The organism is Spirosoma arcticum (genome assembly GCF_054779955.1).
In genome coordinates, this window is record NZ_BAAGXG010000021.1 from 46,502 (window position 1) to 61,694 (window position 15,193).

Sequence of the window (15,193 nt, forward strand, 5' to 3'; positions counted from 1 at the left end):
TCAACCTCTATAATATTATTTTGCTATATATAATACAATTCCAACAGATAGCTGTTATTTTTAGCCCAGACTTGTGGTAGTCGATTACCACACCTGTTTATTGGATAATATGGCTGCTAAAAAGAAACAGTTGATCCGGGTCATGTTTGACGTGCTCGATGAGATGAACCACCATATCCGGCTAAATGAAGACCTATCGGTTGCCGCTGCTGATCCAGACGAAGCCATTGACTGGGTCTTCGCTGAAATGCAGCGTCATTTCAACCAACCGGGCATCCGTCTTGCACGGGTTCGCATCTGTGCCTGAAAGACTTGTATGTACTATCATCCGTAAAACGTCACCAGTCAGGATGTGGTTTTAACGGATGAATAACGGCCAATGCCTAAGTAATGCTTGACCGTCGCCCCGAAGCGGGTTACCTTGTGGAGATTCCGACAGAATCAGTTTGAATTCTCAATCCAGAGTGAACCAGTTGTTGATGAAAAAATACGGATTTTTGATAATAGTCTGGGCATTAGTGGCGGGCAGTTGCCAGCAGGCCGATGATACCCCCTGCAACGCAACTCCTGTGACGACGCAGGCACCCCAGGCGGAGGTTACGGCCCTAAAACAGTATATTGACACGAACAAAATTACTGCTACCGCCGACAGTCGCGGCTTTTATTACACCATCCAGTCGCCCGGTTCCGGCACCAAGCCAACGATATGCTCCACGGTGACGGTTAACTACGTCGGCAAGCTGACCAATGGCAACACGTTTGACAGTGGCAATGGCGTCTCCTTCGGGCTGAACCAGCTCATTGTGGGTTGGCAGGAGGGCATTCCTTTGGTCGCGCCCGGTGGCAGCATTACCCTCTACCTGCCCCCCAGTCTGGCGTATGGTTCAGCGGCTCAGAATGGCATTCCGGCCAATTCCATTCTGATCTTTACCATCGACTTGGTCCGGGTAAATTAAGCAGGCGTTTGGCAAATACCAGGTTCAGCGGGTCGCACGTTCCCGCCAGTTATACCTTGCTTTCAGGGTACGTCTTTTTGTGGTTAGCCAGCAGTATCGTGTATTGCTGGGGCGTTAGCAAGGTTTTGTACTGGTACAGTTTTTCGGTCTCCACGGCGACGGCCAACACGCGCAGCTTCTGCTGATTCATCCCCGATTTTTTCAGTTTTTTGACTCCCTCGTTGTACTTAACGGTCGCCTGAGTAATAATTTCTTTGGCCTTGGGTAGCTGCTGATCGGTCAGTTTAAGCCGTTGTTTGTCGGCTTTCAGCACGGATTTGACAATCATACCGACCGTCACGCCATTATTCAGGAAAACAAATTTTTCATCTTCTACCGACTTGGTCTGAGCCATAGTCAGGGTGGAAATGCTAACCAGCAATACAATTGCACTATATCTGATAGTCATAATGGATGGCCCGGAGACCGTTTTTGTTTAGGACGACTAAGATAAGGTGAATTCGGAATCAGACGCCTTTTTAACCTTTCGATAAATACAACGACGCGGCAGTGGTAACTCTAAGTAGCTTTCGGTCAAGCTACTCCGACCTCTTTACCACCATGGCAACTTCCCCCAATTTGTACGCTCTGCTCGTGGGCGTCGACCAATACGAGCGCGTAAGACCGCTGCGCGGATGCGTCAACGACATCCGAAAAGTAAACGCCTACCTGAAGGCCGATCCAGATTTTACCGATGACGCAAGAGCGGTGAACGTGCTGACTGACAAAGCCGCCACTAAACAAGCCATCATCGACGGATTTCGGACGCATTTATCCCAGGCGACAGCGACCGACACGGTACTGTTTTATTTTTCGGGGCACGGCACGCAGGAGCAAGCGGACGCTAAATTATGGCCCAACGAAGCCGACGGGCGGCTGGAATGCATCGTCTGCTTCGATGGTCCGGTGGCACCCGTCCCCGACTTTTTGATGACCGACAAGGAAATCCGGTACCTCATTCACGAACTGACCCAAAAGACCGGGGCGCACGTCATCACCATCTTCGACTGTTGCCACTCGGGCGACAATACCCGCAACTTCGATTTGCTGATGGCCGCCCGCGGGGGCGACGAGGTGCTGGAGCGCCGGGTGGCCAATGCGTTTCCAAAGCGGGCCTGGTCCGAGTTTCTGTTCAGCGACACGATAACTGAAGACACCCTCCGCCAGCAAGGTCCTGAAAAGCTGATTCCGGAGGGAACGCACATTCAGTTCTCGGCCTGCGAGTCGGACGAGTCGGCGCTGGAAATTAACGGGGAAGGCGTATTCACCAAAACGCTGCTCACCGTGCTGAAGGCCGCCGGTGGTCCGTTGAGCTACCGAACGCTGCACAGCCGCGTCCGGGAAGCCATGCGGTTTGGCTTTGAGCAGCAGCCCCGCCTGTACGTTCCTGAGTCGGGCGATGGGTCGGCGGAGGGCATGCTGCGGCTGGGATTTCTGAACAAGCCCATCAGCGACGCCAGCAGCAGCGCCGAACTGGCCTATAATAAGCACGCTAAAAAATGGACGCTGAACGTAGGGGCGATTCATGGGCTGGGGCAAACATCAGGGTCGGTAACGGTGGCGGGTGCCAATGGCGGGCCGGATGCTCTGCTCACTGTGCAGCACATTGGACCCGACTACACCCACGTTGAACTTGACGCGGTAACCGCCACCCGTTTCGACCGGGCCAAAACCTACCGGGCTACCGTCGCAGGCTTGCTGACCCGACCATTGGGAATTCACCTGCGCAATGACAACGGCCAACTGACCGACGTGCAGACCGTAAGTGACTACTTAGCCGAAAAAGCCGGTCGGTACGTCGTGCCGCAGGGCGGAGAAACCGGAGCCGATTACACGCTACACGCCCGCAACGGGTTGTATTACCTGACCCGGCCCAACGACGAGTTCCGGCCGCTGGCGCAGCCCGTTCCCGCTGGCGACCCCCGTGCGGCCCGTTTCGTAGCCGACGATTTGCAGCACATCGCGCAGTGGCAGCACATCCGTCACCTCACCAACCCCGTTGCCCCGACCTCACCGGTTCAGGTCAGCGTGGCCCGGCGCATCGGTGCCGGAACCGAGTCGCTCCCGGTGGCGAATGAGGTGGTAACGGTACTCCTCAACGAACAGGACGGACGTTGGCTGACCGACCTGGAAATTCAGTTGACCAACCCCACCGGCCAGAAACTGTACGTCAACGCGTTTTACCTGTCGCGGTCGTTCCGGGCGTATCCTGAGTACCTGCCTAAAAACTACCTGCTCGACGGTGAACTGACCAAACAGGTTATGCTGGGGCGACCCGACAAAGACGTGCCCAGCGGACGGAAAGATTCGATCCGGTTTGGCTTAGACGAGGTGGTACGGCAATACAACTGGCCCGAGCTGACCGAGCATTTCAAATTTATTATCACCAAAGAGCCACTCTCCGAAACGGCGCTGGCCTTCCTGACCCTCAACGGACTTACCCCGCCCCCGACCTTAACCAAATCGGGAGCCGGTTTCAAAACCCGCGACGGCGACGACTTCGACCAGCCCGCTGCCCAGCCCCTACCCGACTGGTCGACGCTGACGTTGACCATTGTGACGCCCAATCCGCTGCACAATCAGGTGCAGGCCGATGAGCTGTCGGCCATGATTGGTCAGGTTGACGAGATTGAGGAAACCGACCTGACCAAAGACACGACGGCTATCCAGAGCGCCCAGGCCGATTTTGCCCTGGGGCTGTATTACACGCTGGGGCCAGACGAAACGGGTGCGCCCACCTTCCGGCCCCGGTCCGAGATCACGCTGCTGGGCGATCCGGCCGGTCTGGCTGAGCGAGGGTGGTTGGGCGATGCCAAACTGTGGGTTGCCAATACCATTGCCCGCAAACTGCGCAACCGTCAGTATTTCCAAACCATCAAACAGCACCCCAGCCGCCCGCGCTTAGTGGCCGAGGGCGATTCGTGGTTTCAGTACCCGCTGCTGGTGCGCGAACTTATTGATCACCTGTCGGGCGTGTACCCGATTTACTGCGTGTCGGCTGCGGGCGATACGTTACGAAATATGGGGCAGAAGCCGAACTTCTTGGACGCCATTGAGGAACAGAACCCCGCTATTTTTCTGATGAGTGCGGGGGGCAACGACATTTTGGGGGAGCAGTTCCGCGATTTTCTCGAAACAACGTTTAATCAGCAGCCAGCCCCGCTCCGGTATCTGAAAAACAACCTGATTCAGGAGTTAGACCAGTTGCAGACCATCTACCAATCCATCTTCCAAACGCTGGAGCAGCGGTTTCCCCAACTACCCGTCATCATTCACGGCTATGACTACATTATTCCGGTGGATACGACCCTGCAACCGAAGAAGGAAAGCTGGCTGGGCAAGTATATGATTGAGCGGGGCATTGAGCCGCAGTCCGAGCGGGAAACGGTTATCCAGTTCATTCTGGACGAATTCAACAAGCGGCAGCAGGAAGCAGCGGCCCAATTCAATAATGTCTTCTACATTGATTTGCGGGGCACAATTAAGCGCACCAATCGCGTCGATGAGTGTTGGCACGATGAGATTCACCCGAACGACAAAGGGTATCAACTACTGGCGGCTCCGTTTATTCAGCAGATCAATCAGATTCTAACCAGCGTGTCTGCACACCCGGCTCCGGCAGCGGGCAGGGACTTCGTGCTGGAGATGACCGATGACAGTCAGGGGCGGGAGATGATGATGGCAGAACCGGGCGATAACGAACGGGATCTCCTTGACGTATTCGAGCATGCAGCGCCGGAAAGCAGCCCGCCATTCTCCATGTCGGAGAATGAGCCACCGGCTCCCCTCGCTCCTTCCCCGCCACCGCCCAGCCCATTCCGGCCGGGTAATCTTGACTACGACCTGCCCGAACTGATGCCCGTTGGCATACCCACCATCTGCACCGTTCGCATTGCAGGAGCCGAAGTCGCTGCCAATACGTTCAAAATCAATGCGAACAGCACGTTGGCGGGCGTTCGGGTGACCGACGAAATGAGCGTTGAGTTAACGGACGGGTCAGCGGGGGCTAACTTCGGTATTCAACCACTCGGTCCGGTGCGACAGGCCGTCATTGCTGACGAATTCACCGAATGGCGGTTCAGCATGACGCCCCGCCAGCATGGACGTTTTCCGCTCACCCTGACAGTAACGGCCCACTTCAACGGCAAATCCAAAGTAATGCTTGGTCTGGACAAGCTCATTAGTGCGTCCGGGCTTTCGCCAGAGCCGCTGGTGCCGGGTTTTATGAGTATGCCGACTGCGGCACCCGTTGGCAAACGCAAGATTCTGTTTCTGTCGGCTAACCCGGCACTCGACCGGCTGCGGTTAGATACTGAGTCGCGCAGGATCTGGGAAGAATTAGAAATGTCGGACGAGCGCGACAAGTACGACTACACGACTGTTTCGGCGGTGACGCCCCACCATCTGACGCGGATACTACTGAAAGAAAAACCGTATATTCTCCACTTTTCGGGGCATGGCACCAGCGAAGGGCTGTATTTAGTCGACGACACCGAAGCGCCCGTATTAGCCAGCACCGAAGCCCTCCAGCAACTGTTTTCGGTGCTGGGCGCGGGCATTGGCTGCTTAGTGCTGAACGCCTGTTACTCCGTGAGTCAGGCTAAGGAACTGGCGCGGTTCATTCCGCAGGTCGTTGGCACGTCATCTAAAGTGGGCGATGATGCTGCCCTGGATTTCTCGGTGGGTTTTTATCAGGCTATCGGCGCAGGACAGGGTTTCCCTAACGCCTTTACCCTGGGACGCGCCTTGGTGCGTCTGGACGGCGGCCTGAGCAGCGACGATGTATTTGTGCTCCTGCCGAAGTAGTGATAGCGGGATGAAGGCATACTCGGTATCTTCCCCACAGGACTTTAGTGGACCCTATACTGATCCTCCATCTTATCGAATAGAGTAAGTTTGTTTCCAATTTGCGTTCTTGTAGAGCCTTTGGGTTTGTTTATTTTATTCAACCGAGTATTAAATCGTATAGCCATGACTGATAACGACAACCAGGAAGGAAGACGCCAGGAACAGCAAGACCTGGAACAGCAGCAACAGGACCTTTTCGGCGAACTCTCTCGGGAACAACGCGAAGCCGAGCAAGCACTCCGGCAAGATGATGAGGAGGAGTCAGCAGGAGCAAACGCACCCGACACTAATGAGTAGTTGCTAACAGAATGTATCAATGCGTTGGTTTACCTCTACAGTCTCATCACAGGCATTGAGATTTGCCACTACCCTCTTTCATCAAGACGGTAGTGGCATACGCTGGCCGAGCAAACCCGGCAATCTCAATAGCCCTGGTTCTGCTTCAGCACGGCCGTACCCTGAAGATCAATCTGCTGCTGGGGAATCGGCATGTACTCGTTCTTTTTCGCCGTAAACTTCGCCCCCGCGTAGGTGCCGGGCAGCTTTGTACTTTCGTAGGCAATGAATGCACTGACGGCCCGTTCGGCAATGCCCCAGCGAACCAGATCGAAGAAACGGTGACCTTCGCCCGACAGTTCGAGTTTGCGCTCGAACCGCACGGCGTCACGGGCCGCAGCCTGATTAGCCCAGGGCATGGTGAACAGACCAATAACGTAGTTGGCAGCGGGTTTACCATCGGCACTTTTCACGAAAACGGCGGGGTTGGCTGCCCGCGTCCGCACCTGATTCACGTAGCCACGGGCCTTTTCCAAACTACCTACTTCAACCTCAGCCTCAGCGGCCATCAGCAACACATCGGCATACCGGATAATGTTGTAATTGATCGTCGTGTAGCCGGGCGTCCAGCCGGTGTTGTCGGTCAACGTGCCCGTCTGTGCTTTTGGATACACGAACTTCTTGGGCGCAAACGGACCGCCGTAGATCTGATCCCGAATCCAGTTGGCACCCGGATGCGGTCCCCAGTCTAAGTAAGCGATACCGCGCCGTCCCACCGAGTAGTCAATCCTGGGGTCGAGCGGTCCGGGATCGGGCGTAAACGGATCGGCAGAAGCCAGACCCTGATCGGTTTTCAGCGCATTGGCAACCGTATTGTACGATCCATCGAGCAGGGGCAACCCGTTGGCATTGGTTCGGAACGAGTTGGCCATCTCAAACGAAGGCTGAAAAAATCCGCAACAACTACCCGGCCCCCCGGAGAAGGGGAAATTCAGCACCATGTCGGGGTTAGCATTGTTGACGCTCCCGGTATTGGCCGCGTTTTGAATCGCAAAAATCGACTCGGCATTGTTGCTGTTGGCCGCGTTAAAAATCGTCGTGAAGTCAGCGACCAGCGCGTACGGCTGACCATTAGCGGTTTTGCCGTTGGCAATAATCAGGTCGAACAGCGCTTTGGCTTCGGCATATTTACCCTGATACAGCAGCGTCTTGGCCAAATACGACGCAGCGGCCCACTTGTTTGCCCGGCCAGCGGCATCCTGCGTTTCGGGCAGGTTATCGTAGGCATATTTGAAGTCGGCTTCGATCCTGGGCCAGAGTTCAGCCTCGTTAGTCACTTTGCTGACGCCCGTGCTATAATCGAGGGTTTCATCCACATACGGGGTGTTGTTGTACGTCCGTTTCAACTCGAAGTAATAGTGACCGCGCAAAAAACGCGCCTGACCGCTCAGGTTCTGGGCACTGGCCGGTGTCACGTCGGGTCCAGGCTCCTGTAATATCCTGAGTACGGTGTTAGCCCGGCTGATGCCTTCATACATAGCCCGCCACTTGTCGTTGATTGGCCCGGCGGTGGGAATAACCGTAAAATTCTGGACGAAAACGGCCGTGCTCTGATCCCCGGCGTTCGATCCTTTGTTGGCGTCGCCCCCCGTCACCGAACCCCAGAGCCAGTTGAAGCTGGACCCGAACCAGCCGTAATCCCGTCCGTTCAGTTCGGCATAGGCACCAATCAGCGTGGCCTGTATGCCCGCGTTGCTCGTTATTTCGGCGCTGCTGAGGGTTCCCGTTGGTGCCAGATTCAGGAATTTATCCTTACAGGCAAAGCCAACCACCGCAATCAGCAGCGAGGTGACGGCCATTATCAGTCTCTTTTTTAGCGTTGTTTTCATGACATTTGATGGACTATATGAGTTAACGGCCAAGCGACAATACCTGAATCGGTATCATCTGACCCATAGAATGATTTCTTAGAACGTAAGCCCAACACCTACGTTGAAGCCGCGCGTAACCGGGTAATTACCAATGTCGATACCGAAGTTGGTATCGGCCGTACCGCCCACTCCCGGATCAAGACCTTTGTATTTGCTGACCGTAAACAGGTTCGTGGTCTGCACGAACAGCCGCAGCCGTTGCAGCCGGGTGCTGTTCAGCACCGCAGTCGGCAGCGTGTATCCAAGCGTGAAGTTCTGCATTCGCAGGTAAGAGCCATTTTCGACGTAGAATGAGTTCGACTGGGTGTTGGTGCTGAAGTTCGACGTATTCTCGAAGATGGGCTGGTCGGTATTGGTGTTCTGGGGCGTCCACGAATCCAGCACCCGCGCACTGACGGCCTGACCCGTGAACGACGGGTAGAAGTCAATGTACCACTTCGAGAAATTGTAGATCTTGCCGCCTAATGACGAGTACAAGTACGCGCTCGCATCGAACCCTTTGTAACGCAGAATGAACGTCAGTCCACCCGTGAATTTGGGCACTGGACTGCCCAGGAAGGTGCGGTCGGCTGCGTCGATCTTGCCGTCGCCGTTGATGTCGGCGTACCGGAAGCGGCCCGGTGCGGCTCCGTCCTGCGTGGCCGATGCGGTTACCTCTTCTTTACTGTTGAACAGACCATCGACCCGGTAGCCGTAGAACGACGCAATGGGCAGGCCAGGCTGAATCTGAACCGGGCTGATGTTCCGCAGGTTGGCGGGCTGGAAGTTCTGAATACCCGGTGCCAGCGCCTGCACGATGTTGGTCAGGAAACTACCGTTCAGAATGACTTCGTACCGCAGGTCGCGGGTGAAACTGCCCCGGTTCGTCAGTTGCAGGTCGATCCCCTGGTTGCGCATTTTGGCAATGTTCACCGCGGGCGCATTGGCGTTGTCGCCGACCACAGCGGGCAGCGGCACCTCGAAGAGCAGGTCGCGCGTGTCTTTGCGCCAGATGTCGAACTGCACGTCGAGTTTACCGTTGAACAGCGACGCATCGAAGCCTACGTCGGTCGTAACGGCCGTTTCCCAGCGGGCATCGGGATTGCCGATCTGACTGCGGGCAAAGCCGGGGGCTACGCTGTTCTTGGTCGAGGCAATGTCGTAACTCCGGTTGATGCTTTGGGTATAAAGGTTAAACTGGTTGTTAGGATCGACGTTGTTGGAGTTGCCCATGGTGCCGTAACCCGCGTGCAGGCGCAGGTACGAAATAGCCGGGATGTTCTTCAGAAACGCTTCGTTCGAGAGGGTCCAGCCCGCCGAAACCGCTGGGAATACCCCGTACCGGCTGTTGGCCCCGAAGCGCGACGACCCATCCCGCCGAACCACGCCGGTCAGCGTGTACTTGTCATTGTAGGTGTACTGCACCCGCCCGAAGAGCGAGTAAAAATTAACGCCCAGCCCGTAGGTACTGCCGAGTTGCCGCCCCGTGCCGGATACTGAACTGAGTGTCACGTAGTTCGGATTGGTTGAGAAGGGGTCGATGCCCGATGCGGAGATAGTACGGCCCGCGCCCGTATTGAGGGCCTCCTGCCCGGCCAGCAGGTCGAGACTGTGCAACCCAATCTGACGTTTGTAACTGGCCGTGTTGCTCAGCGTCCAGTTCAGGTTGTAGCCGTAATTTTCTCCGTAGCTGAACGTACTGTTGTTCTGAGCGGTTTCGTAGGTCGCCCGGTTGTAGAAATTAGAGAAAAAGTTGCCGTATTGACCGCCGATGCTGCTGCGCAGGGTCAAGCCCGGAATAGGTTCATATTCCACGTACACATTGCCAAAAGCGCTGGCCAGAAAACTCTTGTTGTTGCGGATGCCGTCGAGGGTTGCTACCGGATTCTGAGAGCCATTGAATCCTTTGGCGGCCGTACCGGCGTACCCTCCGAATTCGTCGTAAACTGGAATGATGGGGTTGATCTGAAACGCTTGCAAAATAACGTTCTCGTCCTGCGGAGTGCTCTGACCGTTCGTGTTGCCAATCTGCCCAAGCTGCTGCCGGTAGGTTAGCTGGAGATTTTCGCCGAGCCGCAGGTTTTTCAGAATATCAAATTCTGAGTTTAACCGAACAGTGTAGCGATTGAACTGGTTGTATTTGAGCACACCGGCCTGGTTCTGAGCACTGAACCCAACGTAGTAACGACTGTGTTCGGACCCTCCCGAAATGCCGAGCGTGTTCCGAATCAACGGCGCATTGCGCGTAACGGTCCCGTACCAGTCGGTGCCATTGCCTTCCGTGTTCGCCCGAACCACCTGATAGATGGGGCCAGCCGCCGGGTTGATGTTATATAACGCGCGGGCGGCATTCAGGTCAACGGTGCCCACGACGCCCGGTGTGCCGCCGACGTTGAGGTAGTCCGGCAACACGGGTGTTTGGCCCGCCCCGTACTGACCACCGCCCAAACCCGTGAAACTGTCGGGACCAATGGTGCCGCCAGCCTGAAAAATGTCGTTCCGTCGCGACTGCCAGGTCCAGTCGGCCTGCTGCTGGGGATTGAGCATCGTTTGTCCCTGCCCCGGCGTCGTTATGCCAAACAGACCGTCGTAGGTGACGGTTAGTTTATTGGCCTTCTTGACGCCCCGCTTCGTTGTAATTACCACCACACCACCGGCAGCCCGTGCCCCGTAGATGGATGCAGTAGCCGCATCTTTCAGCACGGTTGTCGATTCAATGTCGTCGGGGCTGAGAAAGTTGATCCCGTTGAACTGGTCGCTGACGGGAATCCCATCTACAACGTAGAGCGGTTGATTGTTACCGAACGAGCCAAAGCCCCGAATCCGGACAATGCTGTTGGTGCCGGGCTGCCCGCTCGAAATCACTGTTACCCCCGACACGCGACCCTGAAACACCTGCTCCACGTTGCCCGTGGGCGTTATGGTGATGTCGCGGGTTTTCACCGTCGATACGGCCCCCGTGTTGTCTTTGCGGCTGTCGGTGGTGTAACCCGTAACGATGACTTCGTTCAGCGCGGTAGCATCGTCTTCGAGCCGGACCACGATGGACGACTGCCGACCAACGGTTATCTCCCGTCCTTTAAAGCCAATCGCCGAAATAATAAGCACCGGGTTCGTGCCTCTGATGTTAAGCACAAAATCGCCGTTCGCGTCGGTGGTCGTGCCGGTCGTGGTGCCCTTCAGGAGAACGTTGGCACCGGGAACCGGCCCGTCCGTACCGGAGACCTTACCCGTAACCCGGCTATCCTGGGCCGCAGCACCGAGACCCCATAGCAGCAGCCCCGTTCCCATCAGAAGGGTCTGCCAAAACTTGTAGATTGTCCTGTTCATGATTATTAACTTGGTTTAAAGGGTAAAGCATCTGAGACATTCTATTCGGGTCAATTCACAGCGTTGGTATGATTTTCCAATTACCTGCCGCGACCACGAACTAAAAGTAAAAAGCATTCGACTCACTTCCGGTTACTTATTATAACAAGTTAAAAATAAATAGTACAAAAATCTGATATTAAGCAGAGTTTACTCTTTTTGCTGGTGTCTTTATAATAAGATTGAAAGGTTTCAACCGGGTTGTTCTGCTAATTATTGAGCGGATAAGTCCAGGAGCATTAACAGTGGTAATTGATTGAAACGATATGCCCTATTGTTTTCGATTCTTCTTCACAGGCTTGAATCAAAATCGCTCTTTCCCGGTCAGTTCATAACAGCGTACAATTGAGTAGTTAGTGGGCTACCTGATGGCGGGTCGTCAGCAGAATCTCTAATTCTTCTAGCGACTTCCCTTTAGTTTCGGGCACGAAGGCGGTGATAAACAGGAATCCCAACCCGTTAATCAGGGCGTAGAACAGGAACGTGTAGCCGCCTTCCCACCGCGCCAGCAGAACCGGAAACGTGTACGAAACGCCGAAGTTGGCCACCCACAGCGCCAGCGTAGCCACGGAAACCGCCTGTCCCCGTACCTGATTGGGGTAAATCTCCGAGATTAATACCCAGGTAGCGGGTCCCAGCGAGACGGCGAACGACGCGATAAATCCCAGGATGAACAGCACGACGCCGTAGCCCTCCAGCCGGTCCGCGAAGAACAGGCCCGACAATAGCAGCAGAAAAACCGCCATGCTCAACGCCCCCGCCCGCAGCAGCGGCCGACGGCCAATGCGGTCGATGGTGAACATGGCCACCAACGTGAAAATTAGATTGATCAGGCCAACGGCGATAGTTTGTAACAGTGCGGTGTCCGTACCAGCCCCGGCTTTTTCGAAAATGATGGGGGCGTAATACAGAATGGCATTGATGCCCGTGGCCTGTTGCAGCACCGCCAGCACAATGCCCACCAGCAGCAACCGCCGGTACCGGGTTTTGACCAATTCGCCAAATCCGCCCGCCTGCGTTTGGTCCAGCGACTGCTCAATCTGGTCTAACTCACGTTCGGCTTCGCGTAGGGAAAGTACCCGGCTCAGCGTGGTGAGAGCCTCTGCTCGGCGACCTTTCAGCAGTAGCCAGCGGGGGCTTTCGGGCACGAACAACAGGCAAAAAAAGAACAGTGAAGCGGGTACCGCACCTACGCCCAGCATCCACCGCCAGTCGTTTGCGCCGGTGCCAACCAACTGGTAATTGGAGAAGAACGCCAGCAGAATTCCAACCACCAGCGCTAACTGATTGACCGACACCAACCGGCCCCGGTAGGCGGGCGGGGCCATCTCGGCAATGTACACCGGCGACAGGGCCGACGCGGCTCCCACGGCGATTCCACCCAAAATCCGGTACAGGATGAAGCCCGTGAACGTGGTCGCCAGCGCACTCCCGACCGCACCAATCAGAAAAAACAGGGCCGTGACTAACAACGTTTTCTTGCGGCCAATGGCGTCACTGGGTCGCCCGGCCAACTGCGTTCCGACGACGCAACCCACTAAGACGCTGCTGACGGCCCAGCCCAAACCCAGTGCATCCAAGCCAAAAACGGGCTGAATAAACGGCGTTACACCCGCAATGACGGCCGTATCGAAACCGAACAGCAAACCGCCACAGGCCGCCACTAAGCTGATGAACAGGGCGTTAGCTTTCATGACTCGTTTGGTTTACGCTGCCTGGCACCGCGATGCCTAATCCCCCGTCGATGCGAATTGCCTGGCCGGTGATGAAGGCGGCTTTGTCGCTGCACAGAAATACAATCAGTTCGCCCACTTCCTGGGGTTTGCCAATTCGCTGGAGTACGTGCATGTCGATGCTTTCCTGATGCACCCCCTCCGGGTCGTCGGCGGTAGCCCAGGCGTTGCGGGCCATGGGCGTGTCCACCGTGCCGGGACACACCGCGACCGTGCGGATGTGCGGGGCGTAGTCGATGGCTAAGCTGCGTGTCAGCCCCAGTAGCGCCGTTTTGGCCGTGGTGTAATGCACCATATTGGCCGAACTGATGAACGACTGAGCACTGGCTACGTTGATAATGACGCCCCCGCCCCGCTGCTGCATGAACGGAATGGCGTATTTGGCGCACAGAAACGCCGATTTGAGGTTAGTGTTCATCACCCGGTCCCAGTCGTCTTCGACACAGGTCGTGGCGGTGGCGTACTGAATAATACCGGCGTTGTTGACCAAGTAATCCAGACCGCCGAAGTGGGCCGCGCCGGTTTCAACCGCCCGCTGAACGGCCAGGGCGTTCGACACGTCGGCCTTCAGGAAAAGCGCGTCGCGGTTCAGCCGTTCCTGTAGTTCATTGCCCGCTTCCTCATCGGTATCCACCAGAATGACCTTGTCGCCTTCCCGGACGAAAATCTCCGCCGTGGCCCGGCCAATGCCTTTAGCTCCTCCCGTAATGAGGGCGACTTTCGGGCTCGTAGTGCTCATTACCAGTTGGATAAAGTGCCGTCCGTGAGTCGATTGACCGGTAAGTAAGCCCGTTGGTAGGGGTATTTGGCCGCTAACTCTTCGTTGAAATCAACGCCCAAACCCGGTCGGTCGGTAACGTGCAAATAGCCATCGTCGAAGTAATACTCGTGCGGAAACACCTCGTCGGTCAGGTCATTATGCCGCATGTTCTCCTGAATACCGAAATTAGAAATCGCCGTACCTAAGTGCAGCGCGGCCGCCAAACACACCGGTGACATATCGGTCGCTCCGTGGCAACCCGTTTTAACGTGGTACACATCAGCTAAGGCCGCAATCTTGAGCAACGGCGTCAGGCCACCCCCGTGCGAAACGGTCATGCGCAGGTAATCAATCAATTGCTCGGTGAGCAGCGTGGTGCAATCGTAAATTGAGTTAAAGACTTCGCCCACGGCTAAGGGCGTCGTGGTGTGCTGCCGGATGGTGCGGAACCCTTCCTGAAGTTCGCCCGGCACGGTATCTTCCAGCCAGAACAGATGAAACGGCTCCAGTTCCTTACCCAGCCGGGCCGCTTCCACGGGCGTCAGCCGGTGGTGGCTGTCGTGGAGCAGGTGGAGGTCGTCGCCAAACTGGGTCCGCACTCGGTCGAACAGCTTCGGCACAACGTTCAGGTATTTCGCCGTATCCCAGCGTTCTTCAACGGGCAAGTCACCCCGAACGGCGGGTTCATAGGCGGTCGCGCCTTTCGCCACGCCATACACCTGATCCAAACCCGGAACCCCACTCTGCACCCGAACCGCCCGGTAGCCCCGCTCTACTTCCTGCCCAATTTTGTCGAGCGTATCGTCAATAGTAGTGCCATTGGCGTGGGTGTAGGCCAGCATCTTCGTCCGGCTCCGGCCACCCAGCAGGTTGTAGACCGGCGTACCGAGCGCTTTGCCTTTGATGTCCCACAGGGCGGTATCAATGGCTCCAATGGCCGCCATGCCGACGGGACCCCGTCGCCAATACGCCCCCCGGTATCCGTACTGCCAGATAGCCTCGGTATCGAATGGACTCCGGCCAATCAGGCAGGGCAGCAGGTGTTCCTCTAAATAAGTCACCACTGCCAGTTCCCGACCGTTGAGGGTGGCGTCGCCAATCCCGTAAATCCCCTCATTGGTATGAACGACGACGGTAACGAAATTTCGTCCCGGTGAGCAAACGACGACTTTGGCGCTTTTAATAATCACAGGGTTCGGAAAAAGGATGAGCAAACGAAATCAGCCATTGACCACAGGCCGCTTTAGTCAATTAGAGTGACCTCAAAACGTGGATAGACTTATTTCTATAATAAATAATAAT

General features: G+C 56.0%; 10 protein-coding genes. 4 read left to right on the forward strand and 6 right to left on the reverse strand.

What is annotated here, in order from left to right; all coding sequences use genetic code 11:
• Positions 1-109 precede the first annotated feature (109 nt).
• Positions 110-307: a hypothetical protein gene (locus ACYVHB_RS28665; RefSeq protein ID WP_461055333.1), complete on the forward strand. Its 198-nt coding sequence runs from the start codon at positions 110-112 to the stop codon at positions 305-307.
• 172 nt (positions 308-479) lie between these two features.
• Positions 480-956: an FKBP-type peptidyl-prolyl cis-trans isomerase gene (locus tag ACYVHB_RS28670; RefSeq protein ID WP_461055334.1), complete on the forward strand. Its 477-nt coding sequence runs from the start codon at positions 480-482 to the stop codon at positions 954-956.
• 49 nt (positions 957-1,005) lie between these two features.
• On the opposite strand, the gene ACYVHB_RS28675 is transcribed toward ACYVHB_RS28670, so the two are convergent.
• Positions 1,006-1,350 (reverse strand): hypothetical protein, encoded by a 345-nt coding sequence (locus ACYVHB_RS28675; protein WP_461055335.1) that lies wholly within the window; start codon positions 1,348-1,350, stop codon positions 1,006-1,008.
• Positions 1,351-1,556: 206 nt separating this feature from the next.
• On the opposite strand from ACYVHB_RS28675, the gene ACYVHB_RS28680 reads away from it, so the two are divergent.
• Complete coding sequence (locus ACYVHB_RS28680; protein ID WP_461055336.1) at positions 1,557-5,801, forward strand: caspase family protein; 4,245 nt, start codon at positions 1,557-1,559, stop codon at positions 5,799-5,801.
• A gap of 165 nt (positions 5,802-5,966) precedes the next feature.
• A complete protein-coding gene (locus ACYVHB_RS28685; RefSeq protein ID WP_461055337.1) occupies positions 5,967-6,140 on the forward strand; it encodes a hypothetical protein in 174 nt (57 codons plus the stop codon).
• Between the two features lie 125 nt (positions 6,141-6,265).
• On the opposite strand, the gene ACYVHB_RS28690 is transcribed toward ACYVHB_RS28685, so the two are convergent.
• The 5 genes from ACYVHB_RS28690 to manD form a co-directional block, all read right to left on the reverse strand.
• On the reverse strand, positions 6,266-8,008 hold the full coding sequence (locus ACYVHB_RS28690) for a RagB/SusD family nutrient uptake outer membrane protein (protein ID WP_461055338.1): 1,743 nt from the start codon (positions 8,006-8,008) through the stop codon (positions 6,266-6,268).
• 78 nt (positions 8,009-8,086) lie between these two features.
• Positions 8,087-11,359, reverse strand: coding sequence for a SusC/RagA family TonB-linked outer membrane protein (locus ACYVHB_RS28695; RefSeq protein WP_461055339.1), 3,273 nt, complete (start codon positions 11,357-11,359; stop codon positions 8,087-8,089).
• A 392-nt stretch (positions 11,360-11,751) separates the two neighbouring features.
• Positions 11,752-13,092: a sugar porter family MFS transporter gene (locus ACYVHB_RS28700; protein WP_461055340.1), complete on the reverse strand. Its 1,341-nt coding sequence runs from the start codon at positions 13,090-13,092 to the stop codon at positions 11,752-11,754.
• Positions 13,082-13,870 carry an SDR family NAD(P)-dependent oxidoreductase gene (locus ACYVHB_RS28705; RefSeq protein ID WP_461055341.1) on the reverse strand — a complete coding sequence of 263 codons (789 nt, stop codon included), beginning with the start codon at positions 13,868-13,870 and terminating at the stop codon, positions 13,082-13,084. The genes ACYVHB_RS28700 and ACYVHB_RS28705 overlap by 11 nt, the downstream gene beginning before the upstream one ends.
• Positions 13,870-15,081, reverse strand: a complete 1,212-nt coding sequence (gene manD / locus ACYVHB_RS28710) for a D-mannonate dehydratase ManD (RefSeq protein ID WP_461055342.1) — start codon at positions 15,079-15,081, stop codon at positions 13,870-13,872. Before manD ends, ACYVHB_RS28705 begins: the two co-directional genes overlap by 1 nt.
• Positions 15,082-15,193: the final 112 nt, after the last annotated feature.

What these genes read in the sequence shown, in the direction of transcription:
- ACYVHB_RS28675 (WP_461055335.1), bottom strand. Translation starts at nt 1,350, where the DNA reads ATGGCTCAGACCAAGTCGGTAGAAGATGAAAAATTTGTTTTCCTGAAT.
- ACYVHB_RS28670 (WP_461055334.1), top strand. Translation starts at nt 480, where the DNA reads ATGAAAAAATACGGATTTTTGATAATAGTCTGGGCATTAGTGGCGGGC.
- ACYVHB_RS28705 (WP_461055341.1), bottom strand. Translation starts at nt 13,870, where the DNA reads ATGAGCACTACGAGCCCGAAAGTCGCCCTCATTACGGGAGGAGCTAAA.
- ACYVHB_RS28685 (WP_461055337.1), top strand. Translation starts at nt 5,967, where the DNA reads ATGACTGATAACGACAACCAGGAAGGAAGACGCCAGGAACAGCAAGAC.
- ACYVHB_RS28695 (WP_461055339.1), bottom strand. Translation starts at nt 11,359, where the DNA reads ATGAACAGGACAATCTACAAGTTTTGGCAGACCCTTCTGATGGGAACG.
- ACYVHB_RS28665 (WP_461055333.1), top strand. Translation starts at nt 110, where the DNA reads ATGGCTGCTAAAAAGAAACAGTTGATCCGGGTCATGTTTGACGTGCTC.
- ACYVHB_RS28690 (WP_461055338.1), bottom strand. Translation starts at nt 8,008, where the DNA reads ATGAAAACAACGCTAAAAAAGAGACTGATAATGGCCGTCACCTCGCTG.
- ACYVHB_RS28680 (WP_461055336.1), top strand. Translation starts at nt 1,557, where the DNA reads ATGGCAACTTCCCCCAATTTGTACGCTCTGCTCGTGGGCGTCGACCAA.
- ACYVHB_RS28700 (WP_461055340.1), bottom strand. Translation starts at nt 13,092, where the DNA reads ATGAAAGCTAACGCCCTGTTCATCAGCTTAGTGGCGGCCTGTGGCGGT.